This is a genomic window from Bacillus sp. 491mf, assembly GCF_900112415.1.
Taxonomy (GTDB): domain Bacteria; phylum Bacillota; class Bacilli; order Bacillales; family Bacillaceae_G; genus Bacillus_A.
The window spans coordinates 62,535-80,052 of record NZ_FOLV01000015.1; the positions used below are offsets into that span (position 1 = coordinate 62,535).

Sequence of the window (17,518 nt, forward strand, 5' to 3'; positions counted from 1 at the left end):
TACCCTAGAAAATTTTTTCTAGGGTATTTGTGATTGTATATCATGTTAAAATTTGGGTGAGTTAGCTTCGAGGAGGGAGAAGGTGGAAAAAAATAATTTAGACATAAATGAATTGTATGTAACGTACAAATCTTATTTTATTGCTATTGCATATAAAATGCTTGGATCGATAAGTGATGCTGAAGATATTGTTCAAGATACATTTCTAAAGCTACAAATGAGAGAGATTCATTTAACTGCTGTTAATAATGTGAAGTCGTATGTAAGTAGAATGGTAGTAAATCGCTGTATAAATGAATTACAATCAAGCCGAAAAAAAAGAGAAACTTATGTTGGAACGTGGTTGCCAGAGCCGATTGTACAAGATATAAAATGGGATCCTACAGAGAAAATCATTCAAGATGACCAACTATATTATACTTTTGCTGTTCTTATGGAAAAACTCTCGGCCACAGAGCGAGCAGTTTATGTCCTAAAAGAAGCGTTAGATTTAAAACATAGTGAAATCGCTGACTTACTCCATATAACGGAGATGAATTGCCGTAAAGTGTTTAGCCGTGCGAAGAAGAAAATGAATGTATCTATTGATGAAAATTCTACATCATACGAAATTCAACAAGAGCAAATTCATAAGTTTATTTCGGCTTTATCAAGAGGTGACGTTCAAGAAATTTCAGCAATTCTTACTAGCGATGTAACGCTTATTGCAGATGGAGGGGGGAACGTCGCTACAGCTATTAATCAAATTATTAGTAAAAAACGTGTCCTAAGTTTGTTATCTGCAATTGCTACAAAATTTTTCACAGGAAAAAAAGCAAAAGCGGTCATAGTAAATAATGAGCCAGGTGTTCTCGTATTAAAGGATGAGGAAGTAGTCGGTGTATTCAGTTTCGCCTGGAAGAAAAATACGAATCAGATTGAACAAATTTATTATGTTGTAAATCCTGATAAGCTGGGGCATATTAGTATACAATGCTAAAGGCATAGAGTTGTTCTAACAGTTGTGAGAGAGCTGTTAGAGCAACTCTTATTTAAGTTACTCTTTTTGATTAGCTTGTATTTTTTCGTAAAGAAAATGACAATAGGAAAGACAAGAATAAGACAGAGAAAATAGTAAGTACGACATATTTAAACATCATTTTGGTCCCGATATATGGACCGATACTAGATCCTAAAAATAAGGTAAATGTATATAGGGCCATTGCAACTCCTTTTTTCTTCCCGCTTATTTGTCCAATATGAAAAATGATAGAGGGTAGTACGATTGAAATTCCAGCCGCAAATATAATTGTAGTGACAGATAGAAAATAAAGACGATCCCATTTTAAGAACAAAAGTACTCCTGTACACGTAATAATAAGCCCTAGAGTAATTATTTTTGGGGCTTTAGTATGTGTAATAAAGTTATTCATAAAAGGAGAAATAGACATTCCGATTAGGCCAAGACATTGAAAGAGCAAAATTTCATGATTTGTTAGATGATACATTTGGGTTAATAAGTGATGCAAAGAACTATAAATGGCAACGAATGAAAGAAATTGCGTAAAGGTAATCGCAAGACAAATTGCTATGTAGCGATTTCGAAATAATGTAAACATATCAAACCAGTATGCTATAGATAATGGACGATCACTTTTGATAGATACAGGCAGAATGAAATATAAAATTGTTGCACATAAAAGGTGAATGAAAGCGAAAAAATAAAAAAGAGTAGGAAAATTGTATTGAGATATAAACCAATTACTGAGTATTTGTCCTAATAAGCTAGACATTGTAAACGCTGTGCTTAAAACCCCAATAACATAGCCTTGACGTTTTGGAATAAACAATTCGAATGCATATGCAAGTGCTAAAGGCGTAAACGTAGCTGCTACTAGTCCTTGCAAAGCTCTAAGGAACAAAAATAAGTTGTATATTTTGCAAACGCTAATCGTCATCGTACAAAAGGACAAAGCGAATAGGCCGAGAACTAATATATTTTTCTTCCCAAATCGATTGGAAAGAGGCGCAAAAATTAAGAAGCCAATGGCGTAGAAAATGGAAAATATGCTACTTGAGAGATAAATAATACTTTTAGGGATTTGAAAATAGAATATAAGTTGGCTTTCGATTGGAATCATGATGAACCCTTGAGAAACGACACTAATCCCGGCGATGCAAAATACAAATACGTATAACCATTCAGGAGCTTTATTTGTTAAATTACTCATGAAGATCCTCCTTACATTTTATCCCGCTATTCGTGGGCAGTAATACTCCCACCTCAAAATTCAGCGAAAGCATTGTCCAGCTCTAGCGGCTAGAATCTCCGGCCGTTTCGCCCCCTCGGACGAGGCAAAAAGCGCCTCTCTGTCAGGGGCGTGGGCGTCCTGCGATTCTGAACGAGCCGCTTCCGCTTTTCTTAAGAAGTTAGGTGAGAGATAAACTGCTCGTAAAAGCCCGATGGGTGAGGGCTGATAATCAGTGGGGGATGAAGAAAACCCCCACTGATTAAAGTTTCACTTTATCTGTACTAATAAGACAGTATAATTTGTTGAAGTGTGACTCATTGTTTTGTAGATTTACGAATATTTTTTTACGAGTGAATTATTTGTAAATCCATAAAATAAAGAATTGAAAAATATTTTAAAACTTTTTGTTGACTTTCTTTTCTTTTTGTATAAAATAAACATTAATAAAATGTTTCAGAGATGTGACAGTAAAACGACTGTGAAAGGAAGAGTAGTAATAGGACGTAGTCCAAGCGAGTCAGGGGTGGTGTGAGCCTGATACGAAGCCTGTTATGAAGAACCTCCTGGAGTCGCTAACCGAAATCCTTTTTAGGAAAGTAGACTTAGCCGGGAACTTCGCCGTTACAAGAAGAACAGTATCGAGTTATCTCTAATCTCCGTACTGATAAGTGAGCAACCTCTGTTGCTAATTTGGGTGGTACCGCGGAACCAAAGTCTTTCGTCCCAGTTTTTGGGAAAGAAGGGCTTTTTTTATTGGTTTCTTTCCTCACTACATCAAAACATTTTAGGAGGAAAACATCATGTATCAAACATTAATGACAGTAAGAGAAACACAAATTGCAATTAAGGAAGTTAAAACATTTTTTGAAGAGCAACTATCAAAGCGTCTTGGATTATTCCGTGTATCAGCGCCATTATTCGTAACGAAAAAATCAGGATTAAACGATCACTTAAACGGTGTGGAGCGTCCAATTGAATTTGATATGCTGCATTCGGGAGAAGAGTTAGAAATTGTACATTCACTAGCAAAATGGAAACGATTCGCTTTGCATGAATATGGATATGAAGCTGGTGAAGGATTATATACAAACATGAACGCAATTCGCCGTGATGAAGAGTTAGATGAAACGCATTCCATTTACGTTGACCAATGGGATTGGGAGAAAATTGTTCAACAAGAATGGCGTACAACGGATTATTTACAAGAAACAGTACGAACAATTTATGGAATATTCAAAGATTTAGAGGGCTATTTGTTTGAGAAATACCCGTTTCTTGGTAAATATTTACCAGGAGATATCGTGTTTATCACTTCACAAGAGCTGGAAGATAAATATCCAGAATTAACACCGAAAGATCGTGAACATGCGATTGCAAAAGAATACGGTGCTGTCTTTATTAGTGGGATTGGCGGGGCGCTAAGCTCTGGTGAAAAACATGATGGACGCGCATCGGACTATGATGATTGGAAGTTGAACGGAGATATTTTATTCTGGCATCCAGTACTGCAATCTTCATTTGAGTTATCTTCTATGGGGATTCGCGTTGACAGGAAATCTCTTGATGAACAATTAACAATAGCAGGAGAAGATTTCAAACGTGAGTACGATTTCCATAAAGGGATTTTAGAAGATGTACTGCCGCTAACAATTGGTGGTGGAATCGGACAATCGAGAATGTGCATGTACTTTTTACGTAAAGCACATATCGGTGAAGTGCAGTCTTCTGTATGGCCAGATGAAATGCGTGAAGCGTGCAAAAAACAAAACATTCACTTGTTTTAAAAAGATTCAACTTCAAGGGCTAGACAGTTCTTGTGTTAAATGTTGCCGAAGGAACTTTATACCGTGTCGAATCGTCGATATATTTTAAGAAACGATCGATATATTGTGAAAAGCGCCGATAAATGTACCATTTCTGCCGATATATCGGTGGATATGTAAGAAGGAGCCGATTTCCAAAAGTCACATAGATGCTTTGGGAAATCAGCTCTTTGTTTTTTAATTAATTGATACAAACGGTTCAACTTTTGCCATAAATGATTCATGAAGCGCTTCGACACCTTTTACTAAATGAAGGCGGTCGATTACGACAGATACTTTAATTTCTGATGTACTGACCATTTTAATGTGAATATCTTCTTCTTGTAATGTGGAGAACATTTTCGCGGCGACACCTGGATTAGATACCATACCCGATCCAACGATTGATACTTTTGCTAGGTGGTTTTCATACTCTACAGATTCATATTGCATTGATTCACGATTTTCTTCTAAAACCACTAATGTTTCCTTTAAGTCATTTGAATGTATAGAGAAGGACAAATGTACAGTTCCTTCATTTGTAATACTTTGAATAATAATATCTACATTAATATGCGCATTTGCCAATGTAGAGAAGACTGCGGAAAGTTTTCCTGGTTGTAAGCCTTTCGTTGTTATACGTGTAATATTATCTTCAAATGCAATGCCTTTTACGATTGATTGTTGTTCCATGTTACATTCTCCCCTTACGATTGTTCCATTTTCTTGTGCCATGCTTGAACGAACTTCTAATATAACGTTATGGTTTTTGGCGAATTCGACGGCTCTTGGGTGAAGTACGCCAGCACCTAAATTTGCAAGTTCTAACATTTCATCATAGGAAATTTCATCTAATTTATAAGCATTTTTTACAACGCGAGGATCAGTTGTGTAAACACCTGTTACATCAGTATAAATATCACATTTTTTTGCTTGTAATGCTGCCGCTAACGCAACAGCAGTTGTATCAGAACCACCGCGGCCAAGTGTTGTGATTTCTTGTTCTGCGCTTAAGCCTTGAAAACCGGCTACAACGACAATCGTTCCTTTTTGTACATAAGATTGAATCCGCTCTGTATTTATATCGGTAATTCTAGCACTGCCATGTACGGATTCTGTTGTAATACCAGCTTGCCAACCTATGAGTGAAATTGCCTCGTACCCTTTCGTTTGCAAAGCCATTGTTAATAAGGAAATTGAAATTTGCTCACCTGTTGTAAGTAACATGTCCATTTCACGTTTGCTCGGTTGATCTGTAATACTAGCAGCTAAAGAGACGAGTTCATCTGTACTATGTCCCATTGCTGAAACAACCGCTACAATCCCATGTCCTTTTTCATATTCTTCAATGATTAAATCGGCAACATGTTGAATCCGTTCGATGTTTCCGACAGATGTACCGCCAAATTTTTGAACAATAATTTCCATGATAAGTGCCCTCTTTCAAGTTAATATAGGTAAATTAGGAAAAAATGTTGTCAAACATAAGATGGGAAATATAGATCCCTTTTACTCCTGTAAAAAAGTAAATAAAAAACACCATCTCAAATAGGTGAGGATGGTGCTGTTACAGGAAAAGGGAAACAGAATACGGAGCTAATAAAAAAACCGCCAAAAAAGAAGATAATCATAAAAACATGATTTCTCTTTTTTGTAGATAGCTCTTCATATATACACCGCTGTATATATGACAGTTCTGTTTCTATTTGAAAACAGCCCCAATGTATATGCTCAGAGGCACATATACATTTCGGCAACTTTTCCTTTCATCTACATTCACTGACAATCTCTGTGTCTCCTATAGAATACTCATAAAAGTTGCGACCTCTATCTCACGTCATTAGGCGAGAGTAATTGGTTGTATGAAGTTATTGGTAACATTTGTTCCATAGTAATTAAAATGTTGAGAGAAATCAAGTAGGTTATAAATATTTTTAATTTTTAAAATATTATAAAGGGAATAAAAATGATATAAAATGTTAGATGTTACAATATTTAACATAGGAATGGAGGGGTGTGAATGAAAGAACAAAATCCTATTTATGTACAAACAGAAATAGAAACTACAATGGGTGACCTTTGGGAATATACACAAGATCCAAAGATACATACTGAATGGGATGTACGGTTTACAGAAATATCGTATTTAGAGAAAAACGAAGGTGAACCACAGCGTTTTTTGTATAAAACAAAAATTGGTTTCGGATTAGAAATTGCGGGAGAAGGAGAATCAGTAGGAGAATTACGAAAAGAAGGCGGAGAACGCATTTCGTCATTGAAATTTTGGACGGATAGTAAACTTTCGCTAATTTCCATAGGGAGAGGCTACTGGAAGTATACACCGAATGAACAAAAAGTTCGTTTTGAAACGCAGTATGATTATGAAACGAGGTTTGGAGGTATAGGAAGAGTTATAGATTTATACATGTTTCGTCCATTGTTAGGGTGGGCAACTGCTTGGAGTTTTGATGCCTTGAAATTGTGGTTAGAAAAAGGGTTTCATCCACGATTATTATTAAAAAGAGCTGTTACATATTATTTGATTTGTATTTTTCTATCTTTTGTATGGATTTATCAAGGGCTAGTTCCGAAAATTTTATTTACTCATCCAGAAGAGGTGCAGATGCTTTCTAATGCTATTGGTTCGGAAAGTTATAATCATTTGATAATTAAAATAATTGGATTTTTGGAGATTGTGTTTGGAGTGACCTGGTTGTTACCGTTCCAAAAACAGAAATTATTTTTTCTTCATATTTTTATATTATTAATATTGACAGCTACGGCGGCACTTGCGAATATCACTAGTTTTATGCAGCCTTTTAATCCGATTACGTTAAATATCATATTAATTGGATTCTCAATAATTGGTTATATGAATAGTGATAACTTACCGCAAGCGAAGAATTGTAAGAGAAGTAGAAAGGAGTAGAAAATTGACTTCCATTTACGAAACATTATTAGGAGAATCCTATCAACAGTTACACCCAAAATTACAGCAACGGTATGCAATTACAGAAGGATATAGCTTTACAGGAGAAGGACGAATGGATGAAATTACTGAAGGTTCTGCTGCTGTTAGACTGTTTTTAAAAGTAGCAGCAAAATTCCGGATGTTCTTTTCCGAAAGAGGGACAGAAGTACCATTTATTATCCAAAATAAAGCTGAGAAGGACAAGAAAGGAAAGATATTTGTAAGATGGAATCGGATGTTTTTGTTTGGTGAAAAAAAGCGTTATTTTCATGCTGTCATGTATTTGAATGAGAAACAAAACGAAATTGTCGATTATTTTGGAGAACCTCATTTGCTTGTATCGACGCTCGCGTTTCACGTTGATGCAAAAGGAGCGATGCATATTTCATCTAAAAAACAATGGTTCTACTTATGGGGAATGAAGATTCCGTTGCCAAAGTTTTTATATGGACAGGCAAAGATTATAGAAAGCTATGATGAGGAATTAGAGTGTTATCGGATATATGTACAAGTACAAAATCCATTATTAGGACCGCTTTTCTCCTATAAAGGGACATTTAGAGAAGGGGATCTAAATTTATGCGAAATTTAATAATTGGCTGCATCTGTTATGTTATTTTTCTTATATTAGAGTGGTCAAATATACATCCTGTTGAAGCAATTATATTATTGTCTATTCTTGTTTTTATCCCGCTGGCGTTTTCGATTGTAGATAAGAAAAAAAGAGACGGAGAAGTACTATTTTGTTATCAGCTTGCAGTATTTTTTTATCCAGTTGCAGCAATAAGTGCAATGCTAGCTTTTGTAACAAACTATTATCTCTTTGCGATAATTTGGTTTATATATACAGGTATTATCGCATTGTTTGGAGTAAGCCGATTATTAGAAAGAGGATGGAAACCGTTAGAAGAAACTGCCATTGATAGTGGATTTATATATTTATTTTTAGGTGGCTTTTGGTTCTTTGCCTCTGTAGCAAATATACAAATTATGCAGTTTAGTTCAGATATCGTCTTACTCACAGCAGCCCATTTTCATTATTCTGCTTTTTTACTTCCCTTGTTTGCAGGTTTGTTAGGGAGAAAGCAACAAAAGAAAAGTAAATTATATATGATCATTATGTTTATTATCATCATTTCTCCGATGACAGTTGCAATTGGTATTACTTATTCGAGTATATTTGAATTTTTTGCGGTGCTATTTTATCTTCTTTCGCTTTATGTTTATGGGATTTTTGTATGGAAAACAAAATTTACTTCTATGAGTGCAAAAGTTCTTCTTATTATCTCGTCTGGTACGCTTATGGTAACTATTCTTTTTTCGCTTCTCTACTCATATGGGAATTTTAAGGGAATGATGACCGTTACGATTGCGCAAATGGTTTGGATTCATGGAGTTGTGAATGGAGTGGGCGTAGCATTACCTGGCTGTATTGGCTGGATGATTGAAAAGACTGCGCCGACATATTGTTATTATGGGAAACCAATGAGTCGTATAAAAGGTAAGGGGAAAATTGGAGAGGATGTTTTAATAGAAAATAAGTTAATAGAGAAGAACGAATATACAGGCCTTATAAATAACATGATAGATTTTGATAGTAAACAGTATAATACACCGAATGTATCACCACTTATAATTTATTTTTATGAGAATACAAAAGATTATGAGTTAAAAGCAACTATTCACTGGTCACGCTGGTTTCGGCCATTTGCTTTTCTGTATGAAAAAATAAGCCGACATGTGCAACAAATTCATTTAGGAATGGGAAATCGCTTAGAGCGAATGAAAGGAGAAATTGTTGCTATAAAAGATGAAAAAGACGGTAGAAATGACGTCAGAGCGTGGGTTCGGAAAAATGAACAGAATGAAACGATCTTTGTTGCACTTTACTCTCAGCATGAATATAAGAGTGAAACATACATGAATATTGCGTTGCCATTACCGTATATGAATATGACGGGAATTTTAAAACTACGTAATGATAAGAAACATCTTATCATTACGAGTAGATTAAGGAACAGTGCAAGAGGAGATGAGGGGATATATTTATATAGTCGCTTCTTTACAATTCGTTTGCCGCTCACAGAAACGTTTACGATAAGAGAGAATGATGTAACAACGTTAACTGCAAATCATCGAATGTGGCTCTTTGGAGCGAAGTTTCTAGAGATTGATTATGAGATAGAACAAAAAGAGAATATTGCATAACAAAAAATGAGTTTGGTATGATGCCAAGCTCATTTTTTATTAGGTGTTCTATATAAATCTATTTTAAATTTTTGATATATAAGTCTCCGCTATGCAGAATACAGCATGACCGCTACTTGCTTTTTCTTTTTGTTTTAAACATTGCATGTGGCAGGAAAAGGCACTGACCGTTTCTATGCGCGGCCAGATGCTCTCGTCCACAAAAAAAAGAAAGGGGTTTTTAACTTGTATATATAGTTAATCTTAAGAATTCTTAAGAATTCTTAAGAATTTACCTACAAGAAACTTAAAAAATTTCTGAGAAGATACGAATAGATACTGAGAGATAGGGGATGAAGTTATGAAAAGTGCTGTAGTAGAGGTAAATCAGGTAGAAAAAGTATATGGGAAGAGAAATGAAAACCACTCAAGGGTATTAAAAGGAATAACGTTATCGGTAAAAGAAGGCGAGTTTGTTGGGATCATGGGTCCATCGGGATCAGGGAAAACGACGTTGTTGAATGTGATTTCGACACTTGATCAAGCGACTAGTGGTACGGTGAAAATTGCTGGAACAGACATTGCAAATATGAAAGGAAATGTATTATCTGATTTTAGAGCGCAAAAGCTAGGATTTATTTTTCAAGATTTTAATCTTCTTGAAAACCTTTCAATTTATGAAAATATTGCATTGCCGTTGTCACTGCAAGGAGTGTCTTCAAAAGAAATTGCAGGAAAAGTACAAGAGGTAGCGATAAAACTTGGGATAGAAGCAATTTTAGAGAAATACCCAACTGCAGTTTCTGGTGGTCAAAAGCAGCGTACAGCAGCAGCTCGTGCACTCGTACATAATCCAGCAATTATTCTTGCAGATGAACCAACAGGAGCACTTGATAGTGAAAATGCGAAAAGCTTATTAGAAGCGATGCATGATTTACATGAAAATCATCACGTTAGCATTATGATGGTAACGCATGATGTGTTTAGTGCAAGTTATTGTGAACGTATTTTATTTATCCAAGATGGATTGCTTTATAAGGAAATTCACCGTAATGGAAGTAGAGAAGCATTTTATCAAGATATTTTAAATGTGCTTGGAAAAATGAGTTCTTCCAAGGAAGCGATATAAGGAGATGAGGACATGTTACTGAAATTATCGATACATAGTATACGAAAGATGATGAAAGATTATCTTGTTTTGTTAATTGGTCTTATCGTTAGTATAAGTGTTTTTTATATGTTTCAAACGATGGCTTTAAATACTGAATTTACGAAAGGAAATAGTATTATTAGCAGCATTCGTATTGTCTTTGGGATTGGTTCTGTGTTACTTTCGTTCATTACCTTATTTTACATTCTTTATGCAAATTCATTTTTGCTTACACTGCGCCGAAAAGAATTAGGAATGTATATGATGCTTGGTGCAAAAAAGAAAAAGGTTGCACAGCTGCTTTTTATCGAAACAGTGGGGCTTGGAATGGTTGCTTTACTGATTGGAAATGTAGTAGGAATTGGATTAGCAAGTGTAGTAGGGAAGATTCTTATAAAAGGTATGGATGTATCAGCGAAGGGATACGATGCGTTTTATTTTCCTGCTTTAATTGCAACGTTACTGTTCTTCTTTGTTCTTTTTGCAGTGACAGGGATGATTAATAGCATTCGTCTTCTGCGCAAAACAGAATTAGAGCTTATACGAGAAGATGAAACACAAGATGAGGTAGAAAAAAGTAAACTTCGTATTACTGTTTTTACGGTGCTTGGAATTTTGATGTTAGGCATTGGATATTACTCGATCATTCATGTGAATAAATTGCAGGAAATGGGACTTATAGTTGCAACAATTTGTACGACAATTGGAACTTATTTTATATTTGGTTCATTATTGCCTTTATTTGTTACGATGTTAAAAAGAAATAAAAAAAGAAACGAAGCAGGACTTAATAGTTTTACCCTTGCACAGCTACGTTTTCGAATTAATAGTTTATCGAGAATATTAGGGACAGTTTCTATGTTGATTGCACTAGGTGCTGGTGCGATGACAGCTGGGATGGCGTTTCAAAAAAATGTTGGAATGACAACGGAATTTTCGCGAGTGTATGATGCGACGATTCATGATCCAAATGTAGAAGAGATAAAAGAATTAAAGCAAATGAATATTATAGAAGAAAAGAAATATCCTTATAAAGAAAATAACGAAGCGGTTTACTTTTCACGTGACGATTTACTTAATCAGCCACCGCTTATTTCGGAGCACAGAAGTGCAAAGAAAAGTAAAGAGCCAATCCGTGTTCGCGTAAGTGAGGGACTTCCTGAACCAATATACACATCGCTTGAGAAGCCGGAAACGCAGCAATATCCCAGTATGCCTGGGCAATGGGAGGATGCACTCGTTCGTGAATTTCAAATTAGTTACAATCAATTTGGTGGAAAGCCGCTTCGCATCGCTGATAAAGAAAATTATGAAAAAGTACAAGGAACAGTGCACTCACTCCTTTTAATTCGCGTTGATAATTTGCAAAAATATAAACCGATTCTTACAAAAATAGATCAACGACAAAAAGAAGTTGCACAAAAAAATATCGGGGAAGAAGTACCAATGCAAACGAAAATGACGACGTATCAGTATATGTATACTTTTATGAGCGGTACAATGTTTATGGGGTTTTTTCTAGGCGCTTCTTTTCTTGCGATGATGGCTAGTTCGCTTATGTTTAAAATTTTAACAGGAGCATCTAGAGATAAACGCCGCTATGCCATGCTTCGAAAAATTGGTGTTCGAAAAGGAGTGCTCTCTCGCAGCATCTATAAAGAAGTATTCTTCATCTTCTTATTTCCTGGGATTGTTGGAATTGCTCATGTATTAGTTGGCATGAATCTATTTTCATTCATTTTACTTGATCCGTATGTGAAAATTTGGATGCCAATTAGTTTATTTGTCTTCATTTATCTTGCATATTACTGGATAACAGTACAATTGTATAAAGGTATGGTATTGCCGAAAGTATAATGCTGAGAGAAAGACCTTATGTACGATTGTGTATGTAAGGTCTTTCGTGCTTATTGAAAGTGAACGTATATAAATCTACTTTAATTTTTCGGCATATAAGTCGCTTCTATGCATGGCCAGATGCTCCCTCCCGCCTAAAAAGAAAGAGGGTTTTTATGTCGGTTTTTTAATTTGTATTTCTCTAAAAATCTTGCAGTCAGAAGTTTTATAGAAAAATTGTAAATAAGTTTGAATAATCCTCACAAAATGTTCACACATATCCGATATATTAAGAATCGAAATTATAGTCTTATAAGTTTCTATAAAGAAGGAAGGACGAGTAACATTTAGGGGGAAAACGAAATATGTTTGCAAAACAACAAACAGTAAATCATTCTACTGAAGATCATGAAGTTCGGGTAGACAGTTCAAAAGCACAATTTTTATATCGAGCTGTATGGCGCTGGCATTTTTATGCTGGCATTATTTTTGCACCTTTTGTAATCTTATTAGCAATCACAGGTATTATCTATTTATTTAAACCGCAAATTGAAAATATTATATACAAAGATTATTACTATGTACAGGCTACAAAGGAAAAGTTGACTGCTGAAGAGCAAATAGAAGCAGTCAAAAAAGCGTATCCCGGTGCTTCTGTTACAAAGTACAAGCCATCTTTTGTGTCAAATCGTTCAGCAGAAGTGGGAATCGTAGATAAGAAAGTTCCGATGACGGTATTCGTAAATCCACATGATGGAAAGATTTTAGGGGATTTAAAGAAAGAAGAGAGATTTATGAGTCAAGTGGAGCGGATGCATGGCGAGCTTATGATTGGCAAGGCGGGAGATCGGATTGTAGAGATGGCTGCTTGCTGGGCCATGATTTTGTTGATTACCGGCTTATATTTGTGGTGGCCGCGTAATAAAAAATCAATTTTTGGTACATTGATTCCAAGGTTTTCTAAAGGAAAGAGGACCATGCTAAGGGATTTACACTCTGTTCCGGCGTTTTGGTTTTCACTGTTCATTTCTCTATTTATACTGACAGGACTTCCTTGGTCTGGATTATGGGGGGATTATATTAATAAAATCGCAACGGCGACAAAAACAGGATACCCGACGGGACTATGGGATGGTAATTTGCCGCAGTCTACTGTTCCATCTAAAGCGGTAGCGGATGTTCCTTGGGCAGCAGAAAAGTTACCAGTTCCAGAATCTAAGGAAAATAAAACAGCCCCTCTTATGGTGGCAGACATTATGAAAATAGCAGAAAAAAATCAATTAGAAGATGGATACGCAATTACATTCCCTAAAGGAGAAAAAGGGGTGTACACATTATCCGTTAAACCTGACAATCCAAAAGGGGAAGCAACGCTGCATATTGATCAGTACAGCGGAAAGGTATTAGCGAATTTACAATTTACAGATTATGGAATATTAGCTAAAGCAATTTCTATTGGGATTGCGCTGCATGAAGGGCGTTATTTCGGGTTAGTTAATCAACTATTGGATCTTGTAATTTGTCTTGTATTAATCGGAACTGTTGTAACAGGCTGCATGATGTGGTGGAAACGTAAGCCATCTGGTACGTTAGGTGCACCTTCTTTACCAAAGAACTTTAAATTAATGAAAGGAGCAGTAATACTTATTATCATGCTGGGGATTTTGTTCCCGCTAGTAGGTATTTCGTTGCTTGTGGCTTTGACGCTTGATTGGCTGGTAATAAAAAGAGTGCCAACTTTGAAAAAATGGTTTGGTTAATGTAGATTACATGATTGATAAAGTGAAACTTTAATCAGTGGGGGTTTTCTTCATCCCCACTGATTATTAGTTGAACCAATCGGGCTTTTACGGGCAGTTTATCTCCCACCTAACTTCTTTGTTTTCGCTGAATTTTGAGGTGGGAGTATTACTGCCCGTTAATGCGGGATAAAGTAAGGAGAAAGATATGAAAAAGAAAATTTTTACATACACAGTAGTGAGTGTTTTAGTAATGCTTGGTGTATACCTGTATATAGACCACAATAAAACAAAAGAGACGAAATCAACATCGACGCCGCCTTGTCATATCGACAAGTAATATATAAAGACTTTTAATATAAAGTACGATACATAGCATATATTTAAGTATAGAACTATAATTATAATGCCCGTAAAGGTTAATCTTTTATGGGTATTTTTTATAAAATGGTTAGCTAAATAAAATGACTTTTTCCATGAGAGCCCTTTATAGATGTAAACCATCATTAATCACATAAGTATTGAGCATAAAAAATATAATTTTAGGTTAGGATGAAGCCACCACTAATGGAAGCTTCAGTTTATTTGTATAAAGAAAAAGGAAAGTAAAAGGCCTTTCTTAGAAATAGTATGTGGAGCCAAACGGAATTATTGAAATGTCAGTTGGATAGATGACATGATGTATAATATGATGAGGTACAACGTAATGATGTGTAACAGGATAATGTGCGCTATGGAGAAAAAAAGGTTCTGTTGCCATCACTTGGTGAATGGCATGAAGTGTCTGTTGGGCAGAACTATATGTGGTAGCAGCGCCCGATTGCCTAGTATTGTTAAAGTATGGGTTTATCATAATCAGTCATCTTGCTCCTTCATAGTAGTGGAATTTGCCTTTTATATGTTATGTCTATGTAAGGAACAAAGAGCTTATTTTACTGAAAAACATGCTCCTTTCTCATTTGTTTGTAAAGGTTTTTCATACATAGAGGACACTGGAAAAGTCTATTAAAAGAAAAAAGCAGATAATTGCCTACTGTATTAGGTGATTATCTGTTTTTTATTTTTTGTATATGGATAAAATCTCTGTAACTTGCTCAAAGTAGGTGCTTTTTCAGCAGCCTCAATACATATTCAGCGTCTTTTTTATCCAGGAGATAAACTACATTATTTGGGGATTTATAAGAGTTTTTCTGAAAAAACTCTTATGACCCCCTTAAAAATAAGGTTCCTTGCGAAATAAGTATAAATAGAAGGAAGCGATAACTAAGTGCTAGGCCAAATATAATACTCATAATTTAGTAGGTAGTAAGTTAACAAAAGGGGCTTACTTAACATGGTCTTTAACTTTCATAAGTAAACTAAACAAACGTAGGTGAGAAGAATAATGTCAGAAACGTATCGTTCTCGTGAAGAACGACAACAGCTAAAGAAAAAACAAAAAGGAAGCGGAAAGTCCTTCGAAAAAGGATCATTGTTGAAAAAAATCTTACTTGTCTGTTTGCTGATTGGCCTCAGTTTAGTAGGAGTAGGAGTTGCTATTTTCTTTTCCATTATTAAGGAAGCTCCCCAAATAGAGGCCTCAAAATTGGTGGATCCGCTATCCACGAAGTTTTATGATAAAGACGGAAAATTTATCTATGAATATGGAAAGGAAAAACGAACAAAAGTCACTTATGATCAAGTTCCAGAAGTGTTGGAACATGCATTTATTGCTACAGAAGATTCTCATTTTTATGAACACCATGGTATAGACATAAAACGAACTGGTAAAGCAATTCTCGAAAACTTGACTGGGAACTTCGGATCTCAGGGTGGAAGTACCATTACACAGCAAGTTATTAAAAACTCATTTTTGTCTTCTCAAAAAACGCTAGAACGAAAAATCCAGGAATGGTACTTGGCATATAAATTGGAGGGAAAATATTCTAAACACGATATTTTGACAATATATTTGAATAAAATTAACCTGGGAAACCGCTCTTACGGCGTTGCTACTGCAGCTAAAAATTACTACGGTATTGAAGCGAATGATTTGAAAAAATTGACCCTTCCACAGGCTGCTATGTTAGCAGGACTACCGCAAAGTCCAAATAACTACGATCCGTCCAAACCGGAAAACGAAGAAGCGGCGACAAAGCGCCGTAACCTCGTCTTAATTTCTATGAATAGACAAGGATATATCACGAAGCAACAAATGCAAGATGCGATGAAAGTTCCAGTAACGAAAGGGCTTGTTCCGAAAGCCAATCAAGAAGGTATGCCTTACGAAGCGTTTTTGGATGCTGCAACAAAAGAAGTTGAAGACAAGTTGAAAGATGTCAATATCGGTACGGATGGTCTTCGAATTTATACGACACTCGATCCGAAAGCGCAGCAGTATGCCGATAAAATCATGAATACGCAAGATATTGTGAGTTATCCGAATGACCGTTTCCAGGCAGCTTTCACGTTTATGAATTCGAAAACGGGTGAAGTACGTGCGATTGGAAGTGGCCGCAATGAATACAAAGCAACATTCCGAGGGAATAATTTCGCTATTAATATAAACCGTCAACCAGGTTCGACGTTTAAACCAATCTTTGATTATGGTCCGGCAATTGAACATTTAAAATGGTCAACATACCATCAACTTGTGGACGAACCGTATCATTACTCAAATGGAAAACCTATCCGAAATGCTTATACGGATTATAAAGGTCCTATGTCTGTACGAAATGCTCTAGTAGAATCACGTAATATACCAGCTTTGAAAGCATTACAGGAAGTTGGTTCGAATGAAGCAAAAGAGTTTGCGCAATCACTCGGAATTACGTTTCCTGATAATCAAGTTTATGAGTCTTACGCAATTGGAAGTAACCTTGTGTCTCCTCTTGAAATGGCAGGAGCATATGGTGCATTTGCAAACGATGGTGTGTATACAAAACCGCATTTTGTTACAAAAGTTGTTCTATCAGACGGCAAAGAAATAAGCTTTAAGTCGAATGGTAAACGTGTTATGCATGACTATACGGCTTATATGATTACCGATATGCTTCGTGGTGTAGTGAATGCCTCTAACGGAACAGGTACAGCAGCTAATGTACCAGGTCTTGATATTGCAGGGAAAACGGGAACAACAAACTTTGACGACAAGACACTTAGTCAGTTCGGCTATCCCTCTAAAGCGACAAATGATAGTTGGTTTGCCGGTTATACATCACAATACACGATGGTTGTTTGGACTGGCTATGCGAAGAATGGTCCAGGCAATTATATGCTTGGAGATACAACGAAAATCTCACAACTTATTTTTAAAGCAATGATTCAAGCATTTGGAACAGACACATCCAGATTCCAACAGCCGAGCAGCGTATACACAATGAATAATGAGCTGTATATTAACGGGGTTAGCCCTGACGCTGTTCCACCAGCAGTAGCCCCATCTGCAGTTGTTTTACCGGGAGCTCAAAATCCGGAACAGGGCGATAGGAAAGGAAATGATAATGAAGACTCAGATCATGGTGGGGATAAAGATAAAAAAGACAAAGGTAAAAAGAATCAAGATAAAAAAGATAAACATAAACATAAGCATGACTAAGGTAAGTACAGAAAAGAGGTACCTC

At 35.9% G+C, this 17,518-nt stretch carries 13 protein-coding genes, 1 riboswitch and 1 other annotated feature; of the genes, 10 read left to right on the forward strand and 3 right to left on the reverse strand.

All coding sequences use genetic code 11. The annotated features are described in order from the left end of the window. The first annotated feature begins 82 nt into the window (after positions 1-82). Positions 83-979 (forward strand): sigma-70 family RNA polymerase sigma factor, encoded by an 897-nt coding sequence (locus tag BM211_RS15155; RefSeq protein ID WP_177206942.1) that lies wholly within the window; start codon positions 83-85, stop codon positions 977-979. 70 nt (positions 980-1,049) lie between these two features. Here the strand turns inward: BM211_RS15155 and BM211_RS15160 are convergent, their stop codons facing one another. Next, entirely contained in the window at positions 1,050-2,210 is a 1,161-nt protein-coding gene (locus BM211_RS15160) for an MFS transporter (RefSeq protein WP_035432712.1), read from the reverse strand. A 490-nt stretch (positions 2,211-2,700) separates the two neighbouring features. Next, positions 2,701-2,960: a binding site (T-box leader), on the forward strand. 71 nt (positions 2,961-3,031) lie between these two features. Between BM211_RS15160 and asnA the strand changes: the two genes are divergently transcribed. After that, positions 3,032-4,015 carry an aspartate--ammonia ligase gene (gene asnA / locus BM211_RS15170; RefSeq protein WP_035432711.1) on the forward strand — a complete coding sequence of 328 codons (984 nt, stop codon included), beginning with the start codon at positions 3,032-3,034 and terminating at the stop codon, positions 4,013-4,015. Positions 4,016-4,231: 216 nt separating this feature from the next. On the opposite strand, the gene BM211_RS15175 is transcribed toward asnA, so the two are convergent. Then, the gene (locus BM211_RS15175; RefSeq protein ID WP_035432710.1) at positions 4,232-5,461 is read right to left on the reverse strand and encodes an aspartate kinase; all 1,230 of its coding nucleotides are present in this window, start codon (positions 5,459-5,461) and stop codon (positions 4,232-4,234) included. Between the two features lie 222 nt (positions 5,462-5,683). Further along, a riboswitch (Lysine riboswitch) is annotated at positions 5,684-5,871 on the reverse strand. A gap of 182 nt (positions 5,872-6,053) precedes the next feature. Here BM211_RS15175 and BM211_RS15180 point away from each other — a divergent pair. From BM211_RS15180 to BM211_RS27185, 7 genes are all read left to right on the forward strand, one after another. Then, positions 6,054-6,962: a DoxX-like family protein gene (locus BM211_RS15180; RefSeq protein WP_035432709.1), complete on the forward strand. Its 909-nt coding sequence runs from the start codon at positions 6,054-6,056 to the stop codon at positions 6,960-6,962. A gap of 4 nt (positions 6,963-6,966) precedes the next feature. Next, on the forward strand, positions 6,967-7,596 hold the full coding sequence (locus BM211_RS15185) for a DUF4166 domain-containing protein (RefSeq protein ID WP_035432708.1): 630 nt from the start codon (positions 6,967-6,969) through the stop codon (positions 7,594-7,596). Further along, positions 7,584-9,212 carry a YndJ family protein gene (locus BM211_RS15190; RefSeq protein ID WP_090998382.1) on the forward strand — a complete coding sequence of 543 codons (1,629 nt, stop codon included), beginning with the start codon at positions 7,584-7,586 and terminating at the stop codon, positions 9,210-9,212. The genes BM211_RS15185 and BM211_RS15190 overlap by 13 nt, the downstream gene beginning before the upstream one ends. 340 nt (positions 9,213-9,552) lie before the next feature. After that, entirely contained in the window at positions 9,553-10,320 is a 768-nt protein-coding gene (locus BM211_RS15195; RefSeq protein ID WP_090998384.1) for an ABC transporter ATP-binding protein, read from the forward strand. 12 nt (positions 10,321-10,332) lie between these two features. Next, the gene (locus tag BM211_RS15200) at positions 10,333-12,198 is read left to right on the forward strand and encodes an FtsX-like permease family protein (RefSeq protein WP_035432703.1); all 1,866 of its coding nucleotides are present in this window, start codon (positions 10,333-10,335) and stop codon (positions 12,196-12,198) included. 344 nt (positions 12,199-12,542) lie between these two features. Then, positions 12,543-13,937: a PepSY-associated TM helix domain-containing protein gene (locus BM211_RS15205; protein WP_090998386.1), complete on the forward strand. Its 1,395-nt coding sequence runs from the start codon at positions 12,543-12,545 to the stop codon at positions 13,935-13,937. A gap of 187 nt (positions 13,938-14,124) precedes the next feature. After that, positions 14,125-14,256 (forward strand): hypothetical protein, encoded by a 132-nt coding sequence (locus BM211_RS27185; RefSeq protein WP_256217123.1) that lies wholly within the window; start codon positions 14,125-14,127, stop codon positions 14,254-14,256. A 279-nt stretch (positions 14,257-14,535) separates the two neighbouring features. Here the strand turns inward: BM211_RS27185 and BM211_RS26775 are convergent, their stop codons facing one another. Beyond that, a complete protein-coding gene (locus tag BM211_RS26775; RefSeq protein ID WP_081904856.1) occupies positions 14,536-14,769 on the reverse strand; it encodes a DUF3947 family protein in 234 nt (77 codons plus the stop codon). A 531-nt stretch (positions 14,770-15,300) separates the two neighbouring features. Here BM211_RS26775 and BM211_RS15215 point away from each other — a divergent pair. Next, positions 15,301-17,493 carry a transglycosylase domain-containing protein gene (locus BM211_RS15215; RefSeq protein WP_090998388.1) on the forward strand — a complete coding sequence of 731 codons (2,193 nt, stop codon included), beginning with the start codon at positions 15,301-15,303 and terminating at the stop codon, positions 17,491-17,493. The last annotated feature ends 25 nt before the right edge of the window (positions 17,494-17,518 follow it).

Coding starts and splice junctions, on each gene's coding strand:
- BM211_RS15160 (WP_035432712.1), bottom strand. CDS start 2,210: ATGAGTAATTTAACAAATAAAGCTCCTGAATGGTTATACGTATTTGTA.
- asnA (WP_035432711.1), top strand. CDS start 3,032: ATGTATCAAACATTAATGACAGTAAGAGAAACACAAATTGCAATTAAG.
- BM211_RS15175 (WP_035432710.1), bottom strand. CDS start 5,461: ATGGAAATTATTGTTCAAAAATTTGGCGGTACATCTGTCGGAAACATC.
- BM211_RS15180 (WP_035432709.1), top strand. CDS start 6,054: ATGAAAGAACAAAATCCTATTTATGTACAAACAGAAATAGAAACTACA.
- BM211_RS15190 (WP_090998382.1), top strand. CDS start 7,584: ATGCGAAATTTAATAATTGGCTGCATCTGTTATGTTATTTTTCTTATA.
- BM211_RS15195 (WP_090998384.1), top strand. CDS start 9,553: ATGAAAAGTGCTGTAGTAGAGGTAAATCAGGTAGAAAAAGTATATGGG.
- BM211_RS15200 (WP_035432703.1), top strand. CDS start 10,333: ATGTTACTGAAATTATCGATACATAGTATACGAAAGATGATGAAAGAT.
- BM211_RS15205 (WP_090998386.1), top strand. CDS start 12,543: ATGTTTGCAAAACAACAAACAGTAAATCATTCTACTGAAGATCATGAA.
- BM211_RS27185 (WP_256217123.1), top strand. CDS start 14,125: ATGAAAAAGAAAATTTTTACATACACAGTAGTGAGTGTTTTAGTAATG.
- BM211_RS26775 (WP_081904856.1), bottom strand. CDS start 14,769: ATGATAAACCCATACTTTAACAATACTAGGCAATCGGGCGCTGCTACC.
- BM211_RS15215 (WP_090998388.1), top strand. CDS start 15,301: ATGTCAGAAACGTATCGTTCTCGTGAAGAACGACAACAGCTAAAGAAA.